We start from the raw sequence: 22,156 nt of genomic DNA, 5'->3' as shown, positions 1-22,156 counted from the left end.
CGCCTTCGGCGACATCTCCCCTCAAGGGGGGAGATCACCCACGCCCGAAATGCCGGCTCACCATGTCGACATGCGTGTCGTGCGCATGCGCTTCGAAGCGTTCGGTCTCGCCGAGATCGTCCACCGCCTCGTTCGGCCACCAGCTGCCGCCGACCACGATTCCGTCCGAGACCAGCCTTTGCTCGGCGACCAGCGAGGCGCCGACCGAATCGACAAAGGTGAAGCGGCCCGGACGCAGCCGCAACACCGCGATGTCGCCGACCGCACCCACCGCAAGCCTGCCGAGATCGGGCCTGGCGATCGCTTCGGCAGGGCGCTGCGTGGCGGCGCGCAGCACCTCGACCAGCGGCATGCCGAGCGCCAGCAGCTTCGACATGCAGACCAGGATGTCGAAGGCCGGCCCGTCGACGCAGTAGAGATGCACGTCGCTGCTGATCACGTCCGGCGCCAGCCCCTCGCCGAGCATCGCCTTGGCCACTTCGAAATCGAACGAGCCCATGCCGTGGCCGATATCGAAGATGACGCCGCGCTCGCGCGCCAGCCGCATATCTGGCCGCACCGCCCCCGAGGCGAAGACCGGCGCGTTGGGAAACGGCCGGAAGCAGTGGGTGAGGATGTCGCCCTTGCGCAGCCGCGGCAGCACTTCCGAGCGGCCCGGCGGCGGCTCGTCTATGTGCGCCATCAGCGGCAGGCCGGCTTTGTCGGCGGCTTCGAGCGCGAGATCGACCGGCGCGATGCCGCTGGTGCCGCCGGCATGGCGACCCGAGCGGACCTTGACGCCGACAACCACGTCCGCGTGCTCGCGAGCCGCCGCTACCGTCTCGCGCGGTTCGCAGAGCCGGAGGTCGCTGCACTCGCCGACCGCCACGGTCTGCGAGAAGCCGAATATGCCGGCAAAGGAAATGTTGACATAGGCCAGGATGCGGACTTTCGAGCGCTCGATGACGTGGCGGCGAAAGCCGAGGAAATTGCCGGCGCCGGCGCTTCCGGCATCGATGAAGGTGGTGGTGCCGCTCTTTGCGGCGAGCCGGTCGGCATCGACGCCGAGCGACGTGCCGCCCCAATAGACATGGCTGTGCAGGTCGATCAGGCCCGGCGCGACGATCGAGCCCGTGGCATCGATGACGCGGGCGGCACGTTCGAAAGGGATTTCGGTGTCGATCGCGGCGATACGGCCGTCGGCAATCGCCAGATCGCGCTGCGCGTCGAGGCCGGAGGCCGGATCGATGAGGCGGCCGCCTTTTATCAGGAGATCGAATTGCATCGCGCCTGTCTCCACTTTCCCGTCAGGCCGGCCTGTAGGCAACGGCCTCGACCTCGATCTTGATGTCGATCATCAGCCGCGACTCAACTGTCGTGCGCGCCGGCGGGTCTTTCGGGAAATGCCTGGCATAGACGGTGTTGAAGATGCCGAAATCGCGGGCGTCTTCGAGCCAGACCGTCGTCTTGACTACGTCGTCCAGGGTACAGCCGGCCAGCGCCAGTGCCGCCTTGACGTTCGACAGCACCTGCTCGGTCTGTTCGGCGATGCCGCCCTTGACCACCAGCCCGTCTGTGCCGACCGGCACCTGGCCTGAGACATAGACGAAATCGCCGGCCCTGACCGCCGGCGACAACGGCACATGGGATTTTCCAAAACACTGCTTGGGCAAGGAGGCCTCCTCTGGAAATCGTTGCGTGACCGCGCGACTTGTCAGCTTGGCGCGAGAGGACGCGGCCTCTCTGCGAGTCTCATCCAACATTTTCGAAGCCTATATCGCTTTGCCGCGAGAGCGCCAGAACGATCACTGCGCTCGGTGATCCTTCGCGCCAGCGTCTGGACCCGCGACACCAGCCCGCTCAGCGGTCGATCCGCGTCGACAGGATGATCGACGACGACGTGCGCTCGACTCCGTCCATGGCGCCGATCTGGTCGAGGAGCGTGTCGAGATCCCTGATCGACGGCGCTTCGACGATGACGATCATGTCGAAATTGCCGCTGACCGAGTGCAGCGTGCGAACCGGTGCCAGCGCCTGCAGGCTGCGCACCACCTTGTCGGCAAGCTTGGGGGTGACGGTGAGCAGGACATGCGCCCTGACCAGCCCCTGCTCGTAATCCGGCGACAGCCTGACCCCGTAGCCGGCGACGATGCCGCGCTGTTCCAGCCGCTCGATCCGGCTTTGCACCGTCGTTCGTGAGACGCCCAGCCGCCGCGCCAGTTCGGCGGTCGAGGCGCGCGCATTGGTGCGCAGCAGGGAAAGCAGAGCCTGGTCGGCATCGCTGAGCATTTCGACGAACCTTACCGGCATCTTGCCCAAAGAGAGGCTGCGTTTCGTACAATCTCACGCTTCCTTTCGACAGGCAAGCTGCGATTCTAACCGTGAATTTAGCATTGGTGCGAGGGACCGGTCATGAAGGAAATCATCGTCGTCGGCGCCGGCAAGATCGGCTCGACCATTGCCGAGATGCTGGCTTCCACGGGCAACTACCATGTCACGCTCATCGACCGCTCGGCGGCGCAGCTCGGCGCGGCCGAACTGCCGGCCGGCGTAGAGACGCTGGAACTCGACATCGAGGCCGCCGGCACCCTCGAAGCGGCCTTGGCCGGCAAATTCGCGGTGCTCAGCGCCGCGCCTTTCCATCTGACCACGCGCATCGCCGAGGCGGCGGCCAGCGCCGGCGTGCACTATCTCGATCTGACCGAGGACGTCGTCAGCACCAGGCGGGTCAAGGAACTGGCTCGTTCCGGCAGCAGCGCCTTCATTCCGCAATGCGGTCTGGCGCCGGGCTTCATCTCGATCGTTGCCAACGATCTCGCCAGCCGCTTCGACACGCTGGAAAGCGTGCGCATGCGGGTCGGCGCGCTGCCGCAGTACCCGTCGAATGCGCTGAACTACAATCTGACCTGGAGCACCGACGGCGTCATCAACGAATATTGCGAGCCTTGCGAGGCGATCGTCGAAGGCGAGCTGATCGAAGTGCCGCCGCTGGAGGAGCGTGAAGAATTCTCGCTCGACGGCGTCACCTATGAGGCGTTCAACACCTCGGGCGGGCTGGGCACGCTGGCGGAAACGCTGAAGGGCAGAGTGCGCACGCTGAACTACCGCACCATTCGCTATCCCGGCCACGCCGCGATCATGAAGGCGCTGCTCAACGACCTCGGCCTGCGGCACCGCCGCGACGTGCTGAAGGACATCTTTGAAAGCGCCCTGCCGGCGACGCTGCAGGACGTGGTCATCGTTTTCGTCACCGTCAGCGGCCGCAGGAACGGCCGTCTGCTGCAGGAAACCTACGCCAACAAGATCTACGCCAGGCGCGACGGCGAAACGGTGCGCAGCGCCATCCAGATCACCACCGCATCGGCGATCTGCGCGGTGCTCGACATGCTCGCCGACGGCACCTTGCCGGCAAGAGGTTTCATCAAGCAGGAGGACATCGCGCTCGACGCGTTCCTGGCCAACCGCTTCGGCCGCGCCTATGCGCAGCACGAAATGGTTAGCCGGCTTGCGGGGTGAGCTGCGTAATCTCCCCCCTCGAGGGGGAGATGTCGCCGAAGGCGACAGAGGGGATCGCCTCGCGTAGAGCGCCAACCTCCATCTGTCGCAAGGGAGGTCGCATCCAGTCGAACCGACCCCCTCTGGCCTGCCGGCCATCTCCCCCTCAAGGGGGGAGAGCGCGAGCCATCAGACATGCAGTGCGTGCCCCAGCGCCTTCAGCGCCGCTTCCTGAAAACCCTCGCCCTGTGTCGGATGGGCATGGATCGTCCCGGCGATGTCCTCCAGCGTCGCGCCCATCTCCAGCGCCAGCCCAAACGCCGTCGACAGTTCCGACACGCCCTGGCCGACGGCCTGGATGCCAAGCACCAGATGGTTGTCCGCCCGCGCCACTACCCGGACGAATCCGTCCTCGCCCAACTTCGTCATCGCCCGGCCATTGGCGGTGAAGGGAAACAGTCCGACCTTGATCTCGCCACGGGTCTTGGCCTCCTCCGGCGACAGGCCTGCGGTGACCAGCTCCGGATCGGTGAAACAGACAGCCGGGATCGCTCGTCTGTCCCAGCTGCGCTTGTGGCCGGCGACGATCTCGGCGACCATTTCGCCTTGCGCCATGGCCCGATGCGCCAGCATCGGCTCGCCAGTGACGTCGCCAATGGCAAAGATGCCGCGCATCGAGCTGCGGCACTGGTCGTCGATGCGGATGAAGGGTCCGGCCATGTCGAGGTCGATCTGCTCTAACCCCCAGCCTTCGGTCACCGGCTTGCGACCGACCGTGACCAGCATCTTGTCGGCAGCGATCTTGCCGTTCTTGCCGCCATTCGTCTCGACCAGCAGCGCGTCGCGCTTAGTGGACAGCCCCTTGGCCTTGGCGTTCACGAGCACCTCGATGTCGAGTTCGGCCAGCCGCTTCACCACCGGCCGGGTCAGTTCCGCATCATATTGCGCCAGCACGCGCGGCAACGCCTCGACCACGGTCACCTTGGCGCCCAGCTTGGCAAAGGCGATGCCGAGTTCCAGCCCGATATAGCCGCCGCCGACCACCGCCAGCCTCTCCGGAACTTCGCTCAGCGCCAGCGCCTCGGTCGACGAAATGACCGGACCGCCGAACGGCAGCGATGGCAGCTCGACCGGCGCCGAGCCGGTCGCTATCACCACCGTTTCGGCGCGGATCACCTGCATGCCGATCTCGGTCTCGACGGCAACGGTCTTGCCGTCGCGAAATGTCGCCCAGCCATGCACCGTCTTCACGCCAGCTTTCTTCAGCAGGCCGGCGACGCCGTTGTTCAGCCGGCTAACGATGCCGTCTTTCCAGGCAATGGTCGCCGCCAGATCAAGCGACGGTGCCGCGACCGTTATGCCGAGTGGACTTTTGCCGCCGGCCATGTGCGAGAGCTTTTCGAACTCTTCGGCTGCATGGATCAGCGCCTTTGACGGGATGCAGCCGACATTGAGGCAAGTGCCGCCCGGTCTGCCTGCCTCGACGATCACTGTGTCGATGCCCAGCTGCCCGGCGCGGATGGCACAGACATAGCCGCCCGGACCGGCGCCGATGACCAGCAGCTTGCAGGAGATTTCCTTCATCATTGCACCTTAGTTCGACGAGCCGGCGGGGCAACACCCCCTCTGTCCTGCCGGACATCTCCCCCTCGAGGGGGGAGATTGGCAGCTTTCGCGTTCGGCTTAGTCCTGCAAAGCTGGAGATTGGCGAAAGGCGGGATGACGGCCGATCTCCCCCCTTGAGGGAGATGCCCAGTAGGGCAGAGGGGGGCGCGAAGGATCGCTACTGCTCTCATCTCACGCCCCTGCGATCCTCTGTTCATCTCATCAGTCCACAAAAATCAGCGCCGGCGTCTCCAGCAGCGTCTTTATCCGCTGGATGAACACCGCCGCGTCCCAGCCGTCGATGACGCGGTGGTCGAAGCTGGAGGACAGGTTCATCATCTTGCGCGGGATGAACTGGCTGCCGTCCCATACCGGCCGCACCATCATCTTGTTGACGCCGACGATCGCCACTTCCGGATGATTGATCACCGGCGTCGTCGCGACGCCGCCCATGGCGCCCAGCGAAGTGATGGTAATGGTCGAGCCCGAGAGCTCGTCGCGCGTCGCCGTGCCGGATTTTGCCGCCTCGGCGAGCCTGACAACCTCGGCTGCACAGTCCCAGATGTCGCGCGCCTCGGCGTGCTTGACCACCGGCACCATCAGCCCGGAAGCCGTCTGCGCGGCGATGCCGATGTGGACGCCGCCATGCTGGTGGACGATGCCGGCTTCGTCGTCGAACAGTGCGTTGACATTGGGCTGGTCGGCGATTGCCTTGACCATCGCCCGCATCAAGAACGGCAGCAGCGTCAGCTTCGGCCTGTCCGCGCCCGGCCGCTTCTCCTTGTTGAGCGCGGCGCGCAAATCCTCGAGCGCGGTGACGTCGATCTCCTCGACATAGGTGATATGCGGGATGCGCGACTTGGCCAGCGTCATCTTCTCGGCGATCTTTCGCCTGAGCCCGACTATCTTGATGTCCTCGACCGCCTCGTTGCGGGCGAGGCCAGGGGCCTTCGCGAGCTGCGGTCCGCGTGCCAGGAAGGCGTCGATGTCCTCGTGCCGGATGCGGCCGGCTGGGCCGGTTCCCGGGACCTGCCGAAGGTCGATGCCGGCCTCTTTCGCCCTGAGGCGGACGGCCGGCGAGGCCAGTGGCTTTTCTCCCTCGGGGCGCAGCGCACCGACCGGCGCTATACCCCCGAAAGCCGGCGCAGTACCCCCACCCCTAACCCCTCCCCACAAGGGGGAGGGGGAGTCGCCACCCGCCGCACTTAGTCCCTTATGCGTTGGTGTTTTTCCAGATGATCGTGGAGCGGTCTCGGGTTCGGCCTTGGAGGTTGCGGCACGTCCCCCTCCCCCTTGTGGGGAGGGGTTAGGAGTGGGGGTACTGCGCCCGGTGGGGGTATTCTTGGCGCCCGCCTCAGTGGCCTGCGACGCAGCATCCCTGACATTACCCTCGCCCGCCACCTTCAACCTGACAATCGGCGAGCCGATCGCCACCGTGTCGCCGATCTCGGCGCCCAACCAGACGATCTCGCCATCGACGGGCGACGGAATTTCGACTGTCGCCTTGTCGGTCATGACAGCGGCAAGCACGGCGTCCTCGCGCACGAGATCGCCGACCTTGACCTGCCATTCGACGAGCTCGGCCTCGGCGACGCCTTCGCCGACATCGGGCAGCTTGATGACATATTCGCCCATCGTTCCCCCTCAGGCTTCCATCGTTTCGACCAGCGCGCGGCCTAGCCGGGCAGGACCAGGAAAATAGTCCCACTCCTGCGCATGCGGATAGGGCGTGTCCCAGCCGGTGACCCGCGCCACCGGCGCTTCCAGATGGTAGAAGCAGTTCTCCTGAACCAGCGCCGAAAGTTCGGCACCGAACCCTGATGTCAGCGTCGCCTCGTGCACGACCACGCAGCGCCCGGTCTTGTTGACCGAGGCGACGATCGTCTCGAGGTCGAGCGGCAGCAGTGTCCTCAGATCGATGATCTCGGCATCGATGCCGGTCTCCTCGGCCGCCGCCTGGGCGACATAGACCATCGTGCCGTAGGCAAGCACGGTGACCGCCGCACCCGGCCGTCGGATCACCGCCTTGCCGAGCGGCACCGTGTAATGGCCGTCGGCAACCTCGCCGAGCTCATGTTTCGACCATGGCGTTACCGGCCGCTCGTGATGACCGTCGAAGGGGCCGTTATAAAGCCGCTTCGGCTCCAGGAAGATCACCGGGTCGGGATCCTCGATCGCCGCGATGAGCAGGCCTTTGGCGTCATACGGGTTCGAGGGCACCACGACTTTCAAGCCGGAGACGTGGGTGAACAGCGCCTCCGGGCTCTGGCTGTGGGTCTGGCCGCCGAAAATGCCGCCGCCGGTCGGCATTCTCACGACGATCGGGCAGGTGAAATCGCCGTTCGACCGGTAACGCAGCCGCGCCGCTTCCGAGACGATCTGGTCATAGGCTGGATAAACATAGTCGGCAAACTGCACCTCGACGCAAGGCTTCAGCCCGTAGGCGGCCATGCCGATGGCCGCGCCGACAATGCCGGATTCGCTGATCGGCGCATCGAAGCAGCGGCTCTTTCCGTATTTCGCCTGCAGGCCTTGCGTGCAGCGGAAGACGCCGCCGAAGAAGCCGACATCCTCACCGAACACGATGACTTGGCTGTCGCGCGCCATCGACACGTCCATGGCGTCGCGGATTGCCTCGATCATGGTCCGTCGCGGCATGGTCAGACCCCTGCGTGTTGGCGCTGGCGCCTGAGATGCGGCGGCATCTCGGCATAGACGCCCTCGAACATGTCGCGCGCCGAGGGCTTGCCGCCGGCATGCAGCGTGCCATGGCGCTCGGCCTCCCGCTGCGCCGAAATCACCGTGTCGAGGATTTCGGCCTCGGCCTGGGCGTGGCGTTCGTCCGACCAGACGCCGCGCTGGATGAGATGGTTCTTCAGCCTGACGATCGGGTCGCCGAGCGGCCAGGCATCGGACTCGGCCTTCGGCCGGTAGGCCGACGGGTCGTCGGAGCTCGAATGGGCGCCGACGCGGTAAGTGACGTATTCGACCAGCGTCGGCCCGAGATTGCTGCGCGCCCGTTCCGCCGCCCATTTGGCCACCGCATGGACGGCGAGATAGTCGTTGCCGTCGACGCGCAGCGACGGAATACCGAAGCCGAGCCCACGGGCGGCAAACGTGCCGGAACCGCCGCGGGCGATGCCCTGGAAGGTCGAGATCGCCCACTGGTTGTTGACGACGTTGAGCACGACCGGCGCCTTGTAGGTCGAGGCGAACACCAGCGCCGAATGGAAGTCGGACTCGGCAGTCGAGCCGTCGCCGATCCAGGCGGCGGCGATCTTCTGGTCATTGCTGATCGCCGAGGCCATCGCCCAGCCGACCGCCTGGATGTACTGCGTCGCCAGATTGCCGGAGATCGAGAAGAAGCCGTGCTCCTTCGACGAATACATGATCGGCAATTGCCGCCCTTTCAGCGGATCGGCCTCGTTCGAATAGATCTGGTTCATCATCGTGACCATCGGGTAGCCGTCGGCGATGAGCAGGCCTGCCTGCCGATAGGTCGGAAAATTCATGTCGCCCCGCGACAGCGCCTTGCGGAAGGCGCAGCTCACCGCCTCTTCGCCGAGATGCTGCATGTAGAAAGAGGTCTTGCCCTGGCGCTGCGCCATCTGCATGCGCGCATCGAAGCTGCGCAGCGTCATCATATGGCGCAGCCCCTCCAGCAGTTCCTCGTCGGAAAGCAGGCCGGCCCACGGCCCGACAGCCTCGCCGGCGCGGTTGAGCACGCGAATGATCGAGAACGCCAGATCGCGGATGTCGCGCGGGTCGACGTCGATCTTCGGGCGCGGCACCGAGCCAGCTTTTGGAATGCTCACATTGGAGAAATCCGGCGTCCCGCCCGGCCGCACTTCCGGTTCCGGAACATGGAAGCGCAGCATTCCGGCATCGGCCATGATCTCGGTCCTCCACTGTTGCCCGGCTAGGATATTTGCACACCGCCAGACCAGTGCCAATTCGTCGGGCGAGGCTTCGCTGCCGCTGGCTGCTGCCCGCGGCAGACAGGATGGAGATATGTCGGCGAAATTTCTTGTCGATCTTCCGGATCGGCGCGCAATTTGGGAGATGATTGCGCCGGGTTTCCCGCCAGATAAGGCAATGCGTCGGGTTGGTCGGCGCGAGCACCTCCTTCTCCCCTTGTGGGAGAAGGTGGCCGAGCGAAGCTCGGTCGGATGAGGGGTGTTCCAGCTTGGCATCGACAGCACTCCGGCCGGCACCCCTCAACCGTCTTGGAGCTACGCGCCAATTCACCTTCTCCCACAAGGGGGAGAAGGAAAGGAGGGCGGCGCCGTTCACCCCGCGCCCGCGTCATGCTAATCAGCGCCTATGGCACAAAAGAAAGCATACGAGGTCGATGCATGGCTCGCGAAGCCGGATCCGCGCGTCTCGATCGTGCTGCTTTACGGTCCCGATCGCGGGCTGGTTGCCGAGCGGGCAAAGGCCTTTGCCGGCAAGACCGGCCTGCCGCTTGACGATCCGTTCTCGGTCGTCAGGCTGGACGGATCGGAAGTCGATCGCGACGAGGGCCGCCTGCTCGACGAGGCCCGCACCGTGCCGATGTTTTCGGAGCGGCGCCTGCTATGGGTGCGCAATGCCGGCGCTCAGAAGGCGCTTGCCGATGACGTCAAGGCGCTGACGTCGGAGCCCGCGCGGGACGCGATCATTCTCATCGAGGCCGGCGACTTGAAGAAGGGTGTCGGCCTGCGCGCCGTGGTGGAGGCGGCGGACAATGCCATGGCATTGCCTTGCTATGCCGATGAGGCCAGGGATATCGATACGGTCATCGACGACGAACTGCGCAAGGCCGGCATGTCGATGACACTGGAGGCGCGGCAGGCGCTGCGCCGCAATCTCGGCGGCGACCGGCTGGCCTCGCGCGGCGAGATCGAAAAGCTGGTGCTTTACGCGCATGGCCAGGCCGAAATCGGCCTCGACGACGTCAAGGCGACGTCTGGCGATGTCTCGGGCCTCTCCTTCGATGCGGCGGTCGACGCCCTGCTCGAAGGCAGGATCGCCGACTTCGATACCGCCTTCACCCGCCATTGCCAGTCCGGCGGCCAGCCCTTTCTGGTACTTTCATCGGCGATGCGGCAGTTGCAGGCGATCCAGGCGATGCGCGGCCAGATGGACGCCGGCGGCCGCAATGCCGCTTCGGTCGTAGCCGCGGCGCGCCCGCCGGTTTTTTTTTCGCGGCGCAAGCTGGTCGAGAAAGCCCTCGAACGGTGGAGCAGCGAAGCGCTCGGCCGCGCCCTCAACCGCCTGCAGACGGCGATCCTGCAGACACGCCGGCGGCCGGATCTGTCGGTCGCGCTGGCACGCCAGGCCCTGCTCGGCATTACCGTGGAGAGTGCCAGGCTGGCGCAGCGCACCTAATCTCCCCCCTTGAGGGGGAGATGTCGCCAAAGGCGACAGAGGCGCGTAGAACACCAGCCCCTTCCGCGAAGACAGAGGACGTGGGCGCTTGAAATTTGACGACCCCTTCTGGCCTGCCGGCCATCTCCCCCTCAAGGGGGGAGATTAACTACTTCGACGATTTCGCCAATCACCGCGCGGCAGCAAAACGTTATTTGCCGGCTAATTTTAGCAACCTACCTACTCCCGCTTCAGCCTTCGGCAAAGCTCGTCGAGCTGCTCCAGTGTCCGGTAGGCGACGCTGATCACGCCGCCGCGCTGGTTGTGCTCGATCGTGACGATCATGCCGATCGTGCTGGTCATCAGCCGCTCCAGCGCCAGCGTGTCGGCATCCTTTTGCGGCGGTGCGGCGGGCTGGCGTTTTGCCGCCGGCGCGCCGACCGGCAGCTGCGCCAAGGCCTCGGCCTGGCGCACCGAAAGCCCCTCATCGATGATCCGCTTGGCAAGTCCGGCCGGGTCGTCGGCCGTCACCAGGGTACGGGCGTGGCCGGCCGAGAGCGCGCCGTCGACCAGCATGTCGCGAATGACGTCGGGCAGCTTCAGCAGCCTCAGCGTATTGGCGACATGGCTGCGGCTCTTGCCGATCACCTGGCCGAGATCGGCTTGGGTATAGCCGTGGTCGTCGATCAGTTGCTGGTAGCCCAGCGCCTCCTCAACCGGGTTGAGGTCGGTGCGCTGGACGTTTTCGATGATCGCCAGCTCGAGCGCCGTGCGATCGTTGACGTCGCGCACGATGATCGGGATATCGGTCAGCCCGGCGCGTTGCGCCGCACGCCAACGACGCTCGCCTGCGATGATCTCGTAGCGGCCCGTTTGGGTTTTCGACGGCCGCGCCACCACCGGCTGCACCACGCCATGTTCGCGGATCGACTGGGCGAGGTCGGTCAGGTCGGCGTCGCCAAAATGCCGGCGCGGGTTTTTCGGGTTAGGGCTGAGGAACTCGATCGGCACCTTGCCGTCGGCCGCCAGGCCCGGCTTTTCCGGTGCCGCCGGGCGATCGATTTCGCCGATCAGCGCCGCCAGTCCCCGGCCCAGTCTTTTTCTCGAAGGGTCTTCGTTCATCGTCCGTCCAGATCGTTTCGGTATCGAATCGGGTTTATTGTTTACAACGGTTAAGCGGCACGCAATTGCGCTCGCGGCGGATGACTTCCGAAGCAAGCTGCAGATAGGCCTGGCTGCCCGAACATTTGAGGTCGTAGAGAATCGCCGGTTTGCCGTAGGACGGCGCCTCGGAAACGCGGACATTGCGCGGGATGACGGTTTCATAGACCTTGTCGCCCATATGCGCCCGCACATCCTGCACCACCTGGTTGGCGAGATTGTTGCGCCCGTCGAACATGGTCAGCACGATGCCCTGGATCGTCAGGTCGGGGTTGATCGAGCGGCGCACCTGCTCGACCGTCTCCAAAAGCTGGCTCAGGCCCTCCAGCGCGAAAAACTCGCACTGCAGCGGCACCAGCACCGAATCGGCCGCAGCCATCGAATTCAGTGTCAGCAGGTTGAGCGACGGCGGGCAGTCGATCAGCACATAGCCGAAATTGGCCGAGCGCTCGGCCGAAGCCCGTAGAGCGTTGCGCAGCCGCAGCACCCGATCCGGCGCCGAGGCGATTTCCATCTCGATGCCGAGCAGGTCGAGCGTCGACGGTACGATCGACAGGCCAGGCACCGCCGTCGGGATCGCCGCCGCTTCGAGATCTAGCTCGCCGGTCAGCACATCATAGGACGAGACGGTGCGGTCGCGCCGGTCGATGCCAAGCCCGGTGCTGGCATTGCCCTGCGGGTCGAGATCGACGATCAGCACCTGTTCGCCTATGGCGGCGAGCGCCGTGGCCAGATTGATGGCGGTCGTCGTCTTGCCGACGCCGCCTTTCTGGTTGGCGACGGTGATGATTCGGGGGCCGTTCTTCATCATGGGTCTATGCCAGAAATTCATTTGGGTCGCCGGTCACAAGCCAGGGTGCTGTCGCAAGTCGGATACTTCGAGAATGACGCCCTGCGCGTCGGTTGCACTGGCATGTTCTACCAGATCGAAAGACCATCGTTGAGCGCTTTCTGCCACTTCGGCGCGGTAATCCCGGCCTTTGTGAAACAGGCCGCGCGACCCCTTGGTCAGCCACGGTGCCGCCAGGTCGAGCAAGTCGGGCAGCGAGGCGAGTGCCCTGGCTGTGACGATTTGCGGTGCAGGAACAAGAGGATAGCTGTCGTCGATGCGGCGCGCGATAACCTTGGCGGGCAGGCTGAACTGTCCGATGACCGCTTGCAGGAACGATGCTTTTTTCCGGTTGCTTTCAACCAGGTCGATACCGGCGCCGTCCCGCTCGGCAAGCAAAAAGGCCAGCACAAGGCCGGGAAACCCACCGCCGGAGCCGAGATCGACCCAGCGCTTCGCCTCTGGTTTGATTCGCGCCAGCTGCGCGCTGTCGAGGATGTGGCGGCGCCAGACATCGTCCTGCGTCGATTGCGCGGCCAGATTGATCCGGCGGTTCCATTTCTGGAAGACGGCCTCGAACTCAACCAGGCGATCGAATGTTTCACGTGAAACCGGGCCCGCTGCCGCCTGCAGGTTTGCCCAGGACGCAGCGCTCACGCGACCTGCTTTCGCGCGGCCGCCTCGGCATTGCGGACATGGGCGACAATAATCGCCAGCGCCGCCGGCGTCATGCCTTCCATGCGTTGCGCATCGGCAATCGAGCGCGGCTGGCGTGCCAGCATCTTCTGCTTCAACTCGTTCGACAGGCCGGGAACAGAAGCAAAGTCGAGCGACTCGGGAATAAGCCTGCTCTCCTCATGCCTGATCTGCGAAACATCGGCCTGCTGGCGGTCGAGATAGACAGAATATTTGGCTTCCGTTTCAAGACGTTCGGCCGTTTTGCTGTCGATCGCGGCGAAAGCCGGCTCGATCCGCGCCAGCCAAGCGATGTCGACGCCGGGATAGGCCAGCAACTCATAGGCCGAGCGACGGACGCCGTCCCGGTTGATTTCGAGCCCATGGCGCGCTGCCTCATTGGGGGTCATGGTGGTGCCGAGGGCGAGCTGTCGCGCCTTCTCAAGGTCTTGCATACCATTGTTGAACCGCTGCATCCGCTCCGGCGAGGCAATCCCCAGCCTTATCGCCAGTGGCGTCAGCCGCTCATCGGCGTTGTCGGCTCGCAGCGATAGCCGGAACTCGGCCCGCGAGGTGAACATGCGGTACGGCTCGGCGATGCCGCGGCTGGTCAAATCGTCGACCATCACGCCGATATAGGCTTCGGTGCGGCTCAGCACGATTTCCTCGCTCGCCGACGCCTTGCGCGCTGCATTCAAGCCGGCAAGCAGCCCTTGCGCGCCGGCCTCCTCGTAGCCGGTGGTACCGTTGATCTGGCCGGCGAGGAAAAGGCCGGCGATCCGCCTGGTTTCCAGCGTCGGCTTGAGCTCGCGTGGATCGACATGGTCATACTCGATGGCATAGCCCGGCTGCAGCATGGTTGCCCGCTCCAGCCCCGGAATGGTCTTCAGGATGTCGAGTTGCACGTCCTCGGGCAGCGAGGTCGAAATGCCGTTCGGGTACACCGTGTCGTCGTCCAGCCCTTCCGGCTCCAGAAAGATCTGGTGGCCTTCGCGGTCACCGAACTTGACGATCTTGTCTTCGATCGACGGGCAATAACGCGGCCCGACGCCTTCGATCGACCCCGAATACATGGCCGAGCGGCCGAGATTGGTGCGAATCAGCTCGTGCGTCGCATTGGTCGTTCGGGTGATGCCGCAATGGATCTGCGGATTTTCGATGCGATCGGTCAGCAGCGAGAACGGCACGGGGTCCTCGTCCGCCGCCTGGCTCTCCAGTGACGCCCAATCGATCGTCCTGCCGTCCAGCCGCGGCGGCGTGCCGGTCTTCAGCCGCCCGAGCCTGAAGCCGGCGCGGCTCATCGTCGCCGACAGGCCGATGCTCGCCTGCTCGTTCATGCGGCCGGCGACGATCTTCTTTTCGCCGATATGGATCAGCCCGCGCAAAAAAGTGCCGGTCGTCAGCACCACGGCGCCGCAGGCGAGCCGGCTTCCATCCGCCAGCAGCACCGCCGCGATGCGTCCGTCGTCGATTTCCCCGTCGTTGATTTCGAAGTCCAGCACCTCGCCTTCGATGACATCGAGGCCGGCCTGCTCGCGGATTGCCGCCTGAATGGCGAGGCGATAGAGTTTTCGGTCGGCCTGCGTTCGCGGACCACGCACCGCTGGCCCCTTGCGGCGGTTGAGCAGGCGGAACTGGATGCCGGCGGCATCGGCGACGCGCCCCATCAGCCCGTCCATGGCGTCGATCTCGCGAACCAGATGGCCCTTGCCGAGGCCGCCGATCGCCGGATTGCAGGACATCACGCCGATCGTGTCGAAGCGCAGCGTCACCAGCGCCGTCCTGGCGCCAGCCCGCGCAGCGGCACTGGCTGCCTCGCAACCAGCATGACCGCCGCCCACCACAACCACATCATAGTGATTGGTCATTTCAGAATCCCGAATTCAAGTGGACCGACACATGTCCCTGGAGGCACGCGCTGTCAAGGACGCAGGGCGCTTCAGACGCATGACTGCCCCCGACAATGCAGACAGAGATCGCCTGGCGCCGTTTTGTCTTCCCTTCTCCCCTTGTGGGAGAAGGTGGATTGGCGCGCAGCGCCAAGACGGTTGAGGGGTGCTGGACGGAGTGCAGGTGATGCCAAGCTGGAACACCCCTCATCCGACCGACCGTCGCTCGGCCACCTTCTCCCACAAGGGGAGAAGGGGAGACGCTACGAGCGGGATCGTTTCACGTGAAACAGTCCCCCTATTCCTGGACCCGTGTTTCACGTGAATCACCGCCGGTGCTCCCTCCCCTATGTTTCACGTGAGTCATTTGCCGATACAGAACTGCGAAAAGATAACGTCCAGCATATCCTCTACATCGACCGCCCCGACGATTCGTCCAAGCCGGTCCGCCGCCAGGCGCAGTTCTTCGGCCCGCAGCTCCTGTCCGCGATCACTACTTGCCACTGCCGCAAGCAGGAAGCGTTTCGTCTCGTTGAGCAGCTCGACGTGCCGCAGCCGCGACGGCAGGATATCGCCGGCCTTGCCGATCTGGACTGCGGCACGACGCCCGATCTCGTCCAGCAGTTCGGCCAGACCCGTGCCGTCCCGCGTCGAGATAGCGAAATCATAGTGCGCCGCGGGCGAGGCCGATTTGCCCCCCAACAGGTCAATTTTTGTTCCGACCCTCAGCGCCTGAATGTCGCTCGTCAGCACACCGATCGCGATTGGGTCTGCCAGATCCTCCAGCAGCAACAGCAGATCAGCGCTGTGCGCCTTGGTCCTGGCTTTCTCGATGCCGATCGCCTCGATCATGCCAGGCGCCTCGCGCAGGCCGGCGGTGTCGGTTACCCTGACCCGCATCCCCTCAAGGTCCAGTACCACCTCGAGCAGGTCGCGGGTCGTGCCCGGCTCGTCGGTGACGATGGCCGCTTCGCGCTGCGCCAAGGCGTTGAACAGGCTGGACTTGCCGGCATTCGGCGCGCCGAGGATTACCACTTCGAACCCATCGCGAATGATTTCGGCAGCGCGGAAGCCGGCGACGTGGCGCTCTATTTCCCCGATCATCGCCCGGACATCGGACCAGACTGTATCGGCGACCGAGCCCGGCACGTCATCCTCGTCGGCAAAGTCGATCTCGGCCTCGATCATCGCGCGGGCGTGGATCAGCCGTCGGCGCCAGCCCAGATAGAGTTCGCTCTGCACGCCTTGGGCGTTGTGAACGGCAAAGCGCCGCTGCGCCTCGGTTTCGGCGTTGATGAGATCGGCCAGCGCCTCGGTTTCGACCAGATCGAGCTTGCCGTTGAGAAAGGCGCGGCGGGTGAATTCGCCAGCCTCGGCATGCCTGACGCCGTCGAAGGAGGTGATCGTTTCCAGCATCCTCGCCACAACGGCGCGCCCGCCATGCACATGGAACTCTGCAACGTCCTCGCCGGTAAAACTGTCGGGGCCGGCAAAGAAGACGACCAGGCCGCTGTCCAGCACCGATCCGTCGGGCGCCCGGAACTTGCGATAGGTGGCAACGCGGTTTGGCACCTTCGATCCCGCAGTCGTTTCGACAGCGAATCGACTCTGCGGCCCCGAAATCCGGATCACTGCAATGCCGGCCGGCAGGCGCCCGCTCGACAGCGCCACGATGGAGTCTTTTGAAATCATTTGCCCGCTCTGCCGAAGCGCCCTAGCTATGCTTGTTCAATCCGCCATCGAGTAGCGCCGTGACATTGCCTGCACAAAACCTGCTTGCCGAAGAGGCCAGCCCCTATCTGCAGCAGCACAGCGGCAATCCAGTGCACTGGCGGCCATGGTCGCGCGCCGCTCTGGCCGAAGCAAAGGTGCTGCAGCGTCCGATCCTGCTCTCTGTCGGCTACGCCGCGTGCCATTGGTGCCACGTCATGGCGCATGAGAGCTTCGAGAACGACGACGTCGCCGCCGTCATGAACCGTCTCTTCGTCAATATCAAGGTCGACCGCGAGGAGCGCCCCGACATCGACCAGATCTACATGGCGGCGCTGTCGTCGATGGGCGAGCAAGGCGGCTGGCCGCTGACCATGTTCCTGAACCCGGACGGCAAGCCGTTCTGGGGCGGCACTTACTTTCCGCGCGAAGCCCGCTACGGCCGGCCGGGCTTCGTCCAGGTGCTGGAGGCGGTTGACAAGGCTTGGCGGGAGAAGAAAGAAAGCCTCAACCAGAGTGCCGACGGCCTGACCACGCATGTCGAGACGCGGCTGGCGGGCAGCCATGGCAAGGCCGTGCTCGACCGCGGCATGCTGGCGAACCTCGCCAATGGCATTGACGGCATGATCGACCGCGATTTGGGCGGTCTGCGCGGCGCGCCGAAATTCCCCAACGCGCCGTTCATGCAGAGCCTCTGGCTGTCCTGGCTGCGCGACGGCACCGCATCCCACCGCGACACTGTTCTCCTAAGCCTCGAAAAGATGGTGGCCGGCGGCATCTATGACCATATTGGCGGCGGACTCAGCCGCTACTCGACCGACGCCGAATGGCTGGTCCCGCATTTCGAAAAAATGCTCTACGACAATGCCCAGCTCATCCGCTTGTGCAATTGGGCCTATGCGTCAACCGGCAAGGAATTGTTCCGGCTGCGAATCGAAGAGACGATTGCCTGGCTGTTGCGCGAAATGCGCGTCGAGGGCGATGCCTTTGCCGCCAGCCTTGATGCCGATAGCGAGGGTGAGGAGGGGTTGTTCTACACCTGGAGCAGGGATGAGCTCGAAGCAGCCCTTGGCGACGATTCAGCATTGTTTTTCAAATACTTCACGCTTGCCGGTCCGCATGGTTGGGAAGGCAAGCCGATCATTTGCCAGACTGATGCTCAACAGGCGCAGAGCGTCGTCGATCGTGACCTTCTGGTTCCGCTCAAGCAAAGGCTGCTGGCAGCGAGGGAACAGCGCGTGCGGCCTGGGCGTGACAGCAAGGCCCTGACCGACTGGAACGGCTTGATGATCGCAGCCCTTGCCGAGGCCGGACGGTCGCTTGGCCGATCCGACTGGATCGAAGCGGCGGCAGCAGCCTTTGCCGCAATTGCGGCTGCCGGACGTGACGGGCGCCTGCCGCATTCGATGCTCGGCGCAAAGAAGCTGTTTCCGGCTCTGTCGAGCGACTATGCCGCCATGGCCAACGCCGCCATCTCACTGTTCGAGGCGACCGGCAATCCCGGCTATATCGATCGCGCCGGGAACTTCATTGAGCAACTCGATCTTTGGCACCGGGACAGCGACAAGACCGGCTACTATCTGACCGCGTCCGACAGCGCGGATGTGCCGATCCGCATCCGCGGCGATGTCGACGAAGCCATTCCTTCCGCTACCGGCCAGATCATCGAAGCCCTGGTCCGATTGTCGTCGCTTTCGGGCGATCTCGATCTCTGGGAAAAAGCCTGGACAGTCGCAGAGCACGCGGGCGGGCGGGCGGAGCACCAGGGCTATGGCCAGGCGGGTATAGTCAATGCCTGTGCCTTGTCGCTTGAACCGCTGAAGCTGGTGATCGTGGATAGACCGGAGAATCCAAGGCTTGTTCCGGTTGCGAATCGAAATCCAGACCCGCGCCGGATCGACACCATCGTGCCTGTCGGATCGGCGACAAATCTGCCGGCCTTGCCAGGCGGCGTCCTGCCGCCAACGGCCGAGCCCGGCGCCTGGCTCTGCACGGGGCAGGTCTGCCTGCCGGTGGTGACTAGTGCCGAGGAGCTTGAGCGGCTGTTGCACCGGCAATGAGTCCAACGCGGCTCCCCCTTCTCCCCTTGTGGGAGAAGGTGGCCGAGCGAAGCTCGGTCGGATGAGGGGTGTTCCAGCTTGGCGCCGACGGAGTTCCGTCCGGCACCCCTCAACCGGCTTGGCGCTGCGCGCCAATCCACCTTCTCCCACAAGGGGAGAAGGGAAGGACGGCGCCGGCCAACCCCTTACGTATTCATCGAATCGAAGAAATCCGCGTTGGTCTTGGTCTGCTTGAGCTTGTCGATCAGGAACTCGATGGCGTCGGTCGTTCCCATCGGCGCCAGGATGCGGCGCAGCACGAAGATCTTCTGCAGGTCCTGGCGTGGGACCAGCAGGTCCTCCTTGCGGGTGCCGGATTTGAGGATGTCCATGGCCGGGTAGATGCGCTTGTCCGCCACCTTGCGGTCGAGCACGATTTCCGAATTGCCGGTGCCCTTGAACTCTTCGAAGATGACCTCGTCCATGCGGCTGCCGGTATCGATCAGCGCCGTGGCGATGATGGTCAGCGAGCCGCCTTCCTCGATATTGCGGGCAGCACCGAAGAAGCGCTTCGGCCGTTGCAGCGCATTGGCGTCGACACCGCCGGTCAGCACCTTGCCGGACGACGGCACGACGGTGTTGTAGGCGCGGCCGAGGCGGGTGATCGAGTCCAGCAGGATGACCACGTCACGGCCGTGCTCGACCAGGCGCTTGGCCTTTTCGATGACCATTTCGGCGACCTGGACGTGGCGCACCGCCGGCTCGTCGAAGGTCGAGGACACCACCTCGCCCTTCACCGAGCGCTGCATGTCGGTGACTTCCTCCGGCCGCTCGTCGATCAGAAGCACGATCAAATAGCATTCCGGATGGTTGGTGGTGATCGAATGGGCGATGTTCTGCAGCAGCACCGTCTTGCCGGTGCGCGGCTGCGCCACGATCAACGCGCGCTGGCCCTTGCCGAGCGGCGCCACCAGGTCGATGACGCGCGCCGAAATATCCTTGGAGGTCGGAACCTCCATCTCCATCTTCAGCCGCGAGGTCGGATAAAGCGGCGTCAGATTGTCGAAATGGATCTTGTGGCGGATTTTTTCCGGGTCGTCGAAATTGATCGTGTTGACCTTGAGCAGCGCGAAATAGCGCTCGCCCTCTTTCGGGCTGCGGATCGGCCCTTCGACCGTATCGCCGGTCTTCAGCGAGAACCGCCGGATCTGCGACGGTGAAATATAGATGTCGTCGGGACCTGGCAAATAGTTGGCATTGGCGGAGCGCAGGAAGCCAAAGCCGTCCTGCAGCACTTCGACGACGCCGTCGCCGATGATCTCGATATCCTGGGTCGCCAGCCTCTTCAGGATCGCGAACATCAGCTCCTGCTTGCGCATGACGCTGGCATTCTCGACTTCGAGCGATTCCGCATAAGCGATCAGCTCTGGCGGCTTCTTGTTCTTGAACTCTGTGAGTTTCATTTCTTGCATCATTAGACGGACTCTGAGTAAGCTTTGGGAAAAATATCGGCGGGATGCGACAAATGCCGGGCGCGGCCGAAGCGATAAATGGGCGGCGCATGACGGGAAGGAAGACCCGTCTTTTATCGTCGGTCGGTTGAAAGAGCAAGCCGCCTTTTGCGGGCAACCGAAGACGTCAGAACGGTTTCACGATAACCAGGACGACGATGACGATCATCAGCAATGTAGGGATCTCATTGACGATCCGCCAGTGCCTTGCCGATTTTTCATTGCGGTCTTCGGCAAATTTCCGGACGGCGCCGGCGAGATAGCCATGCACGGCCGACAGGCCAACCACCGCAGCGATCTTGGCATGCAGCCAGCCGCCTTGAAAACCAAAGCCTTTCCAGGCAAGCCACAGGCCGAATGCCCAGGTGATCACCATTGCCGGATTGATGATGCCGCGCAGCAGCCGGCGCTCCATCACCTTGAAGGTCTCCGACTGGACGGAGCCTTTTTCGGCATCGGCATGATAGACCAGCAAGCGCGGCAGATAGAGCATGCCCGCCATCCAGGAGATGACGGCAATCACATGGATCGCCTTCGCCCAAGGATAGAAATCATCGGGCCCGAACAGCAACAGCAGCCCGGCCAGCACCAGGAAAATGGCGATCGCGATTGCCGCGCGGCGCATCGCGCCCTTACCGGTGTTGGTGCCGTTCGCATTGTCCGCGCCCATCATCGTCACGATGCGCTCCGCACCAGCTTGACCATCCGCTCGACATGAGCGAGCGGCGTCTCCGGCGTGATGCCGTGGCCGAGATTGAAGATCAGCGGCCCGTCGCCCAGCGCCTTCAAGATCGCCCCCACGCCGTCGTCAAGCGCCTTGCCGCCGGCTACAAGCCTCAGCGGATCGAGATTGCCCTGCACGGCGCCGTCACGCTGCAATTCCTTCGCCGTCGACAATGGCACGGTCCAGTCGAGGCCCAGCCCGGTCACGCCGGTCTTCTGGCGATAGCTTCGATAGTGATCTCCCGCGCCCTTGGGAAAGCCGATGATCGGAACATTGGGATGGGCAGCCTTCACTTGCCGGACGATCGAGGCCACCGGCTCGACGCAGAACAACTCGAAAGACGCTTCGTCGAGTACGCCTGACCACGAATCGAAGATCTGCACCACGTCGGCGCCGGCCTCGATCTGGCGGATCAGATAAGCACCCGAATGATCGGCCAGCACCTTCAGCAGCCTAAGAAAGGCCGCCGGCTCGCGATAGGCGAACAGCCTGGCCGGCGCCTGGTCGGGCGTACCGTGGCCGGCAATCATGTAGGTCGCCACCGTCCAGGGCGCACCGCAGAAGCCGATCAGCGTCGTTTCATCAGGCAGTCTGGCGCGCAACCGCCGCACCGTCTCGTAGACCGGCTCGAGATTCACGTGAAACGTTTCGCCGTCGAGAGCCGCAATTTCCGCAGCCGTGATCGGCGTCAGCAGCGGGCCGCGTCCTTCCTCGAAGCGCACGTCGCGGCCGAGCGCATGCGGCACGACAAGAATATCGGAAAACAGGATCGATGCATCGAAGCCGAAGCGTTCGATCGGCTGCAGCGTCACTTCGACGGCGAGATCCGGGTCGTAGCAAAGATCGAGGAAGGATCCGGCCCGTCTCCTCGTCTCCCGGTATTCCGGCAGATAGCGGCCGGCCTGGCGCATCATCCAGAGCGGCGGCGGAAACGCCGCTTTGCCTCTCAACACGTCCAGCACGATCCGGTCTTGAGGCATTGAGCGCTCGCCTTTCCAGGCTTCCCTATAATTAAATATTCTATTTTTAGGAATCTTATGATTCTAAGAGTCTGTTGGTTGTGGTGGTTGTCTCCTGTCCCGCTTTGCCCTCGAAAAGACCAGCCAGCATATTGTCGCGCGCTTCTCCAGCGGGATTGCAGGACTTTGTGGAAAATCGGGAATTTACGACTGGAGTCAATGCGTTGCCGC

Annotated in this window: 18 protein-coding genes; 3 read left to right on the top strand and 15 right to left on the bottom strand. The window is 64.1% G+C overall.

The genetic code is table 11. The features are described 5' to 3' along the window. Positions 1-34 precede the first annotated feature (34 nt). The 3 genes from NKI16_RS15400 to NKI16_RS15390 form a co-directional block, all read right to left on the bottom strand. Positions 35-1,264, bottom strand: a complete 1,230-nt coding sequence (locus NKI16_RS15400) for an amidohydrolase/deacetylase family metallohydrolase (RefSeq protein ID WP_352784340.1) — start codon at positions 1,262-1,264, stop codon at positions 35-37. Positions 1,265-1,286: 22 nt separating this feature from the next. Beyond that, positions 1,287-1,652, bottom strand: coding sequence for a RidA family protein (locus NKI16_RS15395; RefSeq protein ID WP_023675940.1), 366 nt, complete (start codon positions 1,650-1,652; stop codon positions 1,287-1,289). Positions 1,653-1,839: 187 nt separating this feature from the next. Beyond that, positions 1,840-2,268: an Lrp/AsnC family transcriptional regulator gene (locus NKI16_RS15390; RefSeq protein WP_352620919.1), complete on the bottom strand. Its 429-nt coding sequence runs from the start codon at positions 2,266-2,268 to the stop codon at positions 1,840-1,842. A gap of 123 nt (positions 2,269-2,391) precedes the next feature. Here NKI16_RS15390 and NKI16_RS15385 point away from each other — a divergent pair, with 123 nt between their 5' ends. Beyond that, complete coding sequence (locus NKI16_RS15385; RefSeq protein ID WP_352782666.1) at positions 2,392-3,495, top strand: saccharopine dehydrogenase family protein; 1,104 nt, start codon at positions 2,392-2,394, stop codon at positions 3,493-3,495. Positions 3,496-3,663: 168 nt separating this feature from the next. Here the strand turns inward: NKI16_RS15385 and lpdA are convergent, their stop codons facing one another. From lpdA to NKI16_RS15365, 4 genes are all read right to left on the bottom strand, one after another. Then, positions 3,664-5,058, bottom strand: a complete 1,395-nt coding sequence (lpdA, locus tag NKI16_RS15380) for a dihydrolipoyl dehydrogenase (RefSeq protein WP_352784337.1) — start codon at positions 5,056-5,058, stop codon at positions 3,664-3,666. Between the two features lie 243 nt (positions 5,059-5,301). Further along, positions 5,302-6,714 carry a dihydrolipoamide acetyltransferase family protein gene (locus NKI16_RS15375; RefSeq protein ID WP_352784333.1) on the bottom strand — a complete coding sequence of 471 codons (1,413 nt, stop codon included), beginning with the start codon at positions 6,712-6,714 and terminating at the stop codon, positions 5,302-5,304. Positions 6,715-6,723: 9 nt separating this feature from the next. Then, the gene (locus NKI16_RS15370) at positions 6,724-7,737 is read right to left on the bottom strand and encodes an alpha-ketoacid dehydrogenase subunit beta (protein ID WP_352784330.1); all 1,014 of its coding nucleotides are present in this window, start codon (positions 7,735-7,737) and stop codon (positions 6,724-6,726) included. Between the two features lie 2 nt (positions 7,738-7,739). Next, entirely contained in the window at positions 7,740-8,972 is a 1,233-nt protein-coding gene (locus tag NKI16_RS15365) for a 3-methyl-2-oxobutanoate dehydrogenase (2-methylpropanoyl-transferring) subunit alpha (RefSeq protein ID WP_023675934.1), read from the bottom strand. Positions 8,973-9,402: 430 nt separating this feature from the next. Between NKI16_RS15365 and holA the strand changes: the two genes are divergently transcribed. After that, positions 9,403-10,449, top strand: a complete 1,047-nt coding sequence (gene holA, locus NKI16_RS15360) for a DNA polymerase III subunit delta (protein ID WP_023675932.1) — start codon at positions 9,403-9,405, stop codon at positions 10,447-10,449. 219 nt (positions 10,450-10,668) lie between these two features. Here holA and NKI16_RS15355 read toward each other — a convergent pair whose 3' ends face one another. The 5 genes from NKI16_RS15355 to mnmE form a co-directional block, all read right to left on the bottom strand. After that, complete coding sequence (locus tag NKI16_RS15355) at positions 10,669-11,550, bottom strand: ParB/RepB/Spo0J family partition protein (RefSeq protein WP_352570097.1); 882 nt, start codon at positions 11,548-11,550, stop codon at positions 10,669-10,671. Between the two features lie 34 nt (positions 11,551-11,584). Then, positions 11,585-12,400, bottom strand: a complete 816-nt coding sequence (locus tag NKI16_RS15350; RefSeq protein WP_352923196.1) for a ParA family protein — start codon at positions 12,398-12,400, stop codon at positions 11,585-11,587. A gap of 33 nt (positions 12,401-12,433) precedes the next feature. Continuing rightward, positions 12,434-13,075, bottom strand: a complete 642-nt coding sequence (gene rsmG, locus NKI16_RS15345; protein ID WP_352570098.1) for a 16S rRNA (guanine(527)-N(7))-methyltransferase RsmG — start codon at positions 13,073-13,075, stop codon at positions 12,434-12,436. Further along, positions 13,072-14,961, bottom strand: a complete 1,890-nt coding sequence (mnmG, locus tag NKI16_RS15340) for a tRNA uridine-5-carboxymethylaminomethyl(34) synthesis enzyme MnmG (protein WP_352784327.1) — start codon at positions 14,959-14,961, stop codon at positions 13,072-13,074. The genes rsmG and mnmG overlap by 4 nt, the downstream gene beginning before the upstream one ends. Before the next feature lie 384 nt (positions 14,962-15,345). Beyond that, the gene (gene mnmE, locus NKI16_RS15335) at positions 15,346-16,674 is read right to left on the bottom strand and encodes a tRNA uridine-5-carboxymethylaminomethyl(34) synthesis GTPase MnmE (protein ID WP_352784324.1); all 1,329 of its coding nucleotides are present in this window, start codon (positions 16,672-16,674) and stop codon (positions 15,346-15,348) included. A gap of 59 nt (positions 16,675-16,733) precedes the next feature. On the opposite strand from mnmE, the gene NKI16_RS15330 reads away from it, so the two are divergent. Beyond that, positions 16,734-18,752 (top strand): thioredoxin domain-containing protein, encoded by a 2,019-nt coding sequence (locus NKI16_RS15330; RefSeq protein ID WP_352784322.1) that lies wholly within the window; start codon positions 16,734-16,736, stop codon positions 18,750-18,752. Positions 18,753-18,937: 185 nt separating this feature from the next. On the opposite strand, the gene rho is transcribed toward NKI16_RS15330, so the two are convergent. The 3 genes from rho to hemE form a co-directional block, all read right to left on the bottom strand. Beyond that, positions 18,938-20,203: a transcription termination factor Rho gene (gene rho, locus NKI16_RS15325; protein WP_023675925.1), complete on the bottom strand. Its 1,266-nt coding sequence runs from the start codon at positions 20,201-20,203 to the stop codon at positions 18,938-18,940. Positions 20,204-20,369: 166 nt separating this feature from the next. Then, positions 20,370-20,915 (bottom strand): protoporphyrinogen oxidase HemJ, encoded by a 546-nt coding sequence (hemJ, locus tag NKI16_RS15320; RefSeq protein ID WP_031211566.1) that lies wholly within the window; start codon positions 20,913-20,915, stop codon positions 20,370-20,372. A 2-nt stretch (positions 20,916-20,917) separates the two neighbouring features. Then, positions 20,918-21,946: a uroporphyrinogen decarboxylase gene (hemE, locus tag NKI16_RS15315; protein ID WP_352685116.1), complete on the bottom strand. Its 1,029-nt coding sequence runs from the start codon at positions 21,944-21,946 to the stop codon at positions 20,918-20,920. Positions 21,947-22,156 lie beyond the last annotated feature (210 nt).

The organism is Mesorhizobium sp. M0698 (assembly GCF_040320455.1).
Classification (GTDB): domain Bacteria; phylum Pseudomonadota; class Alphaproteobacteria; order Rhizobiales; family Rhizobiaceae; genus Mesorhizobium.
This window is presented reverse-complemented; position numbering and strand designations above follow the sequence as displayed.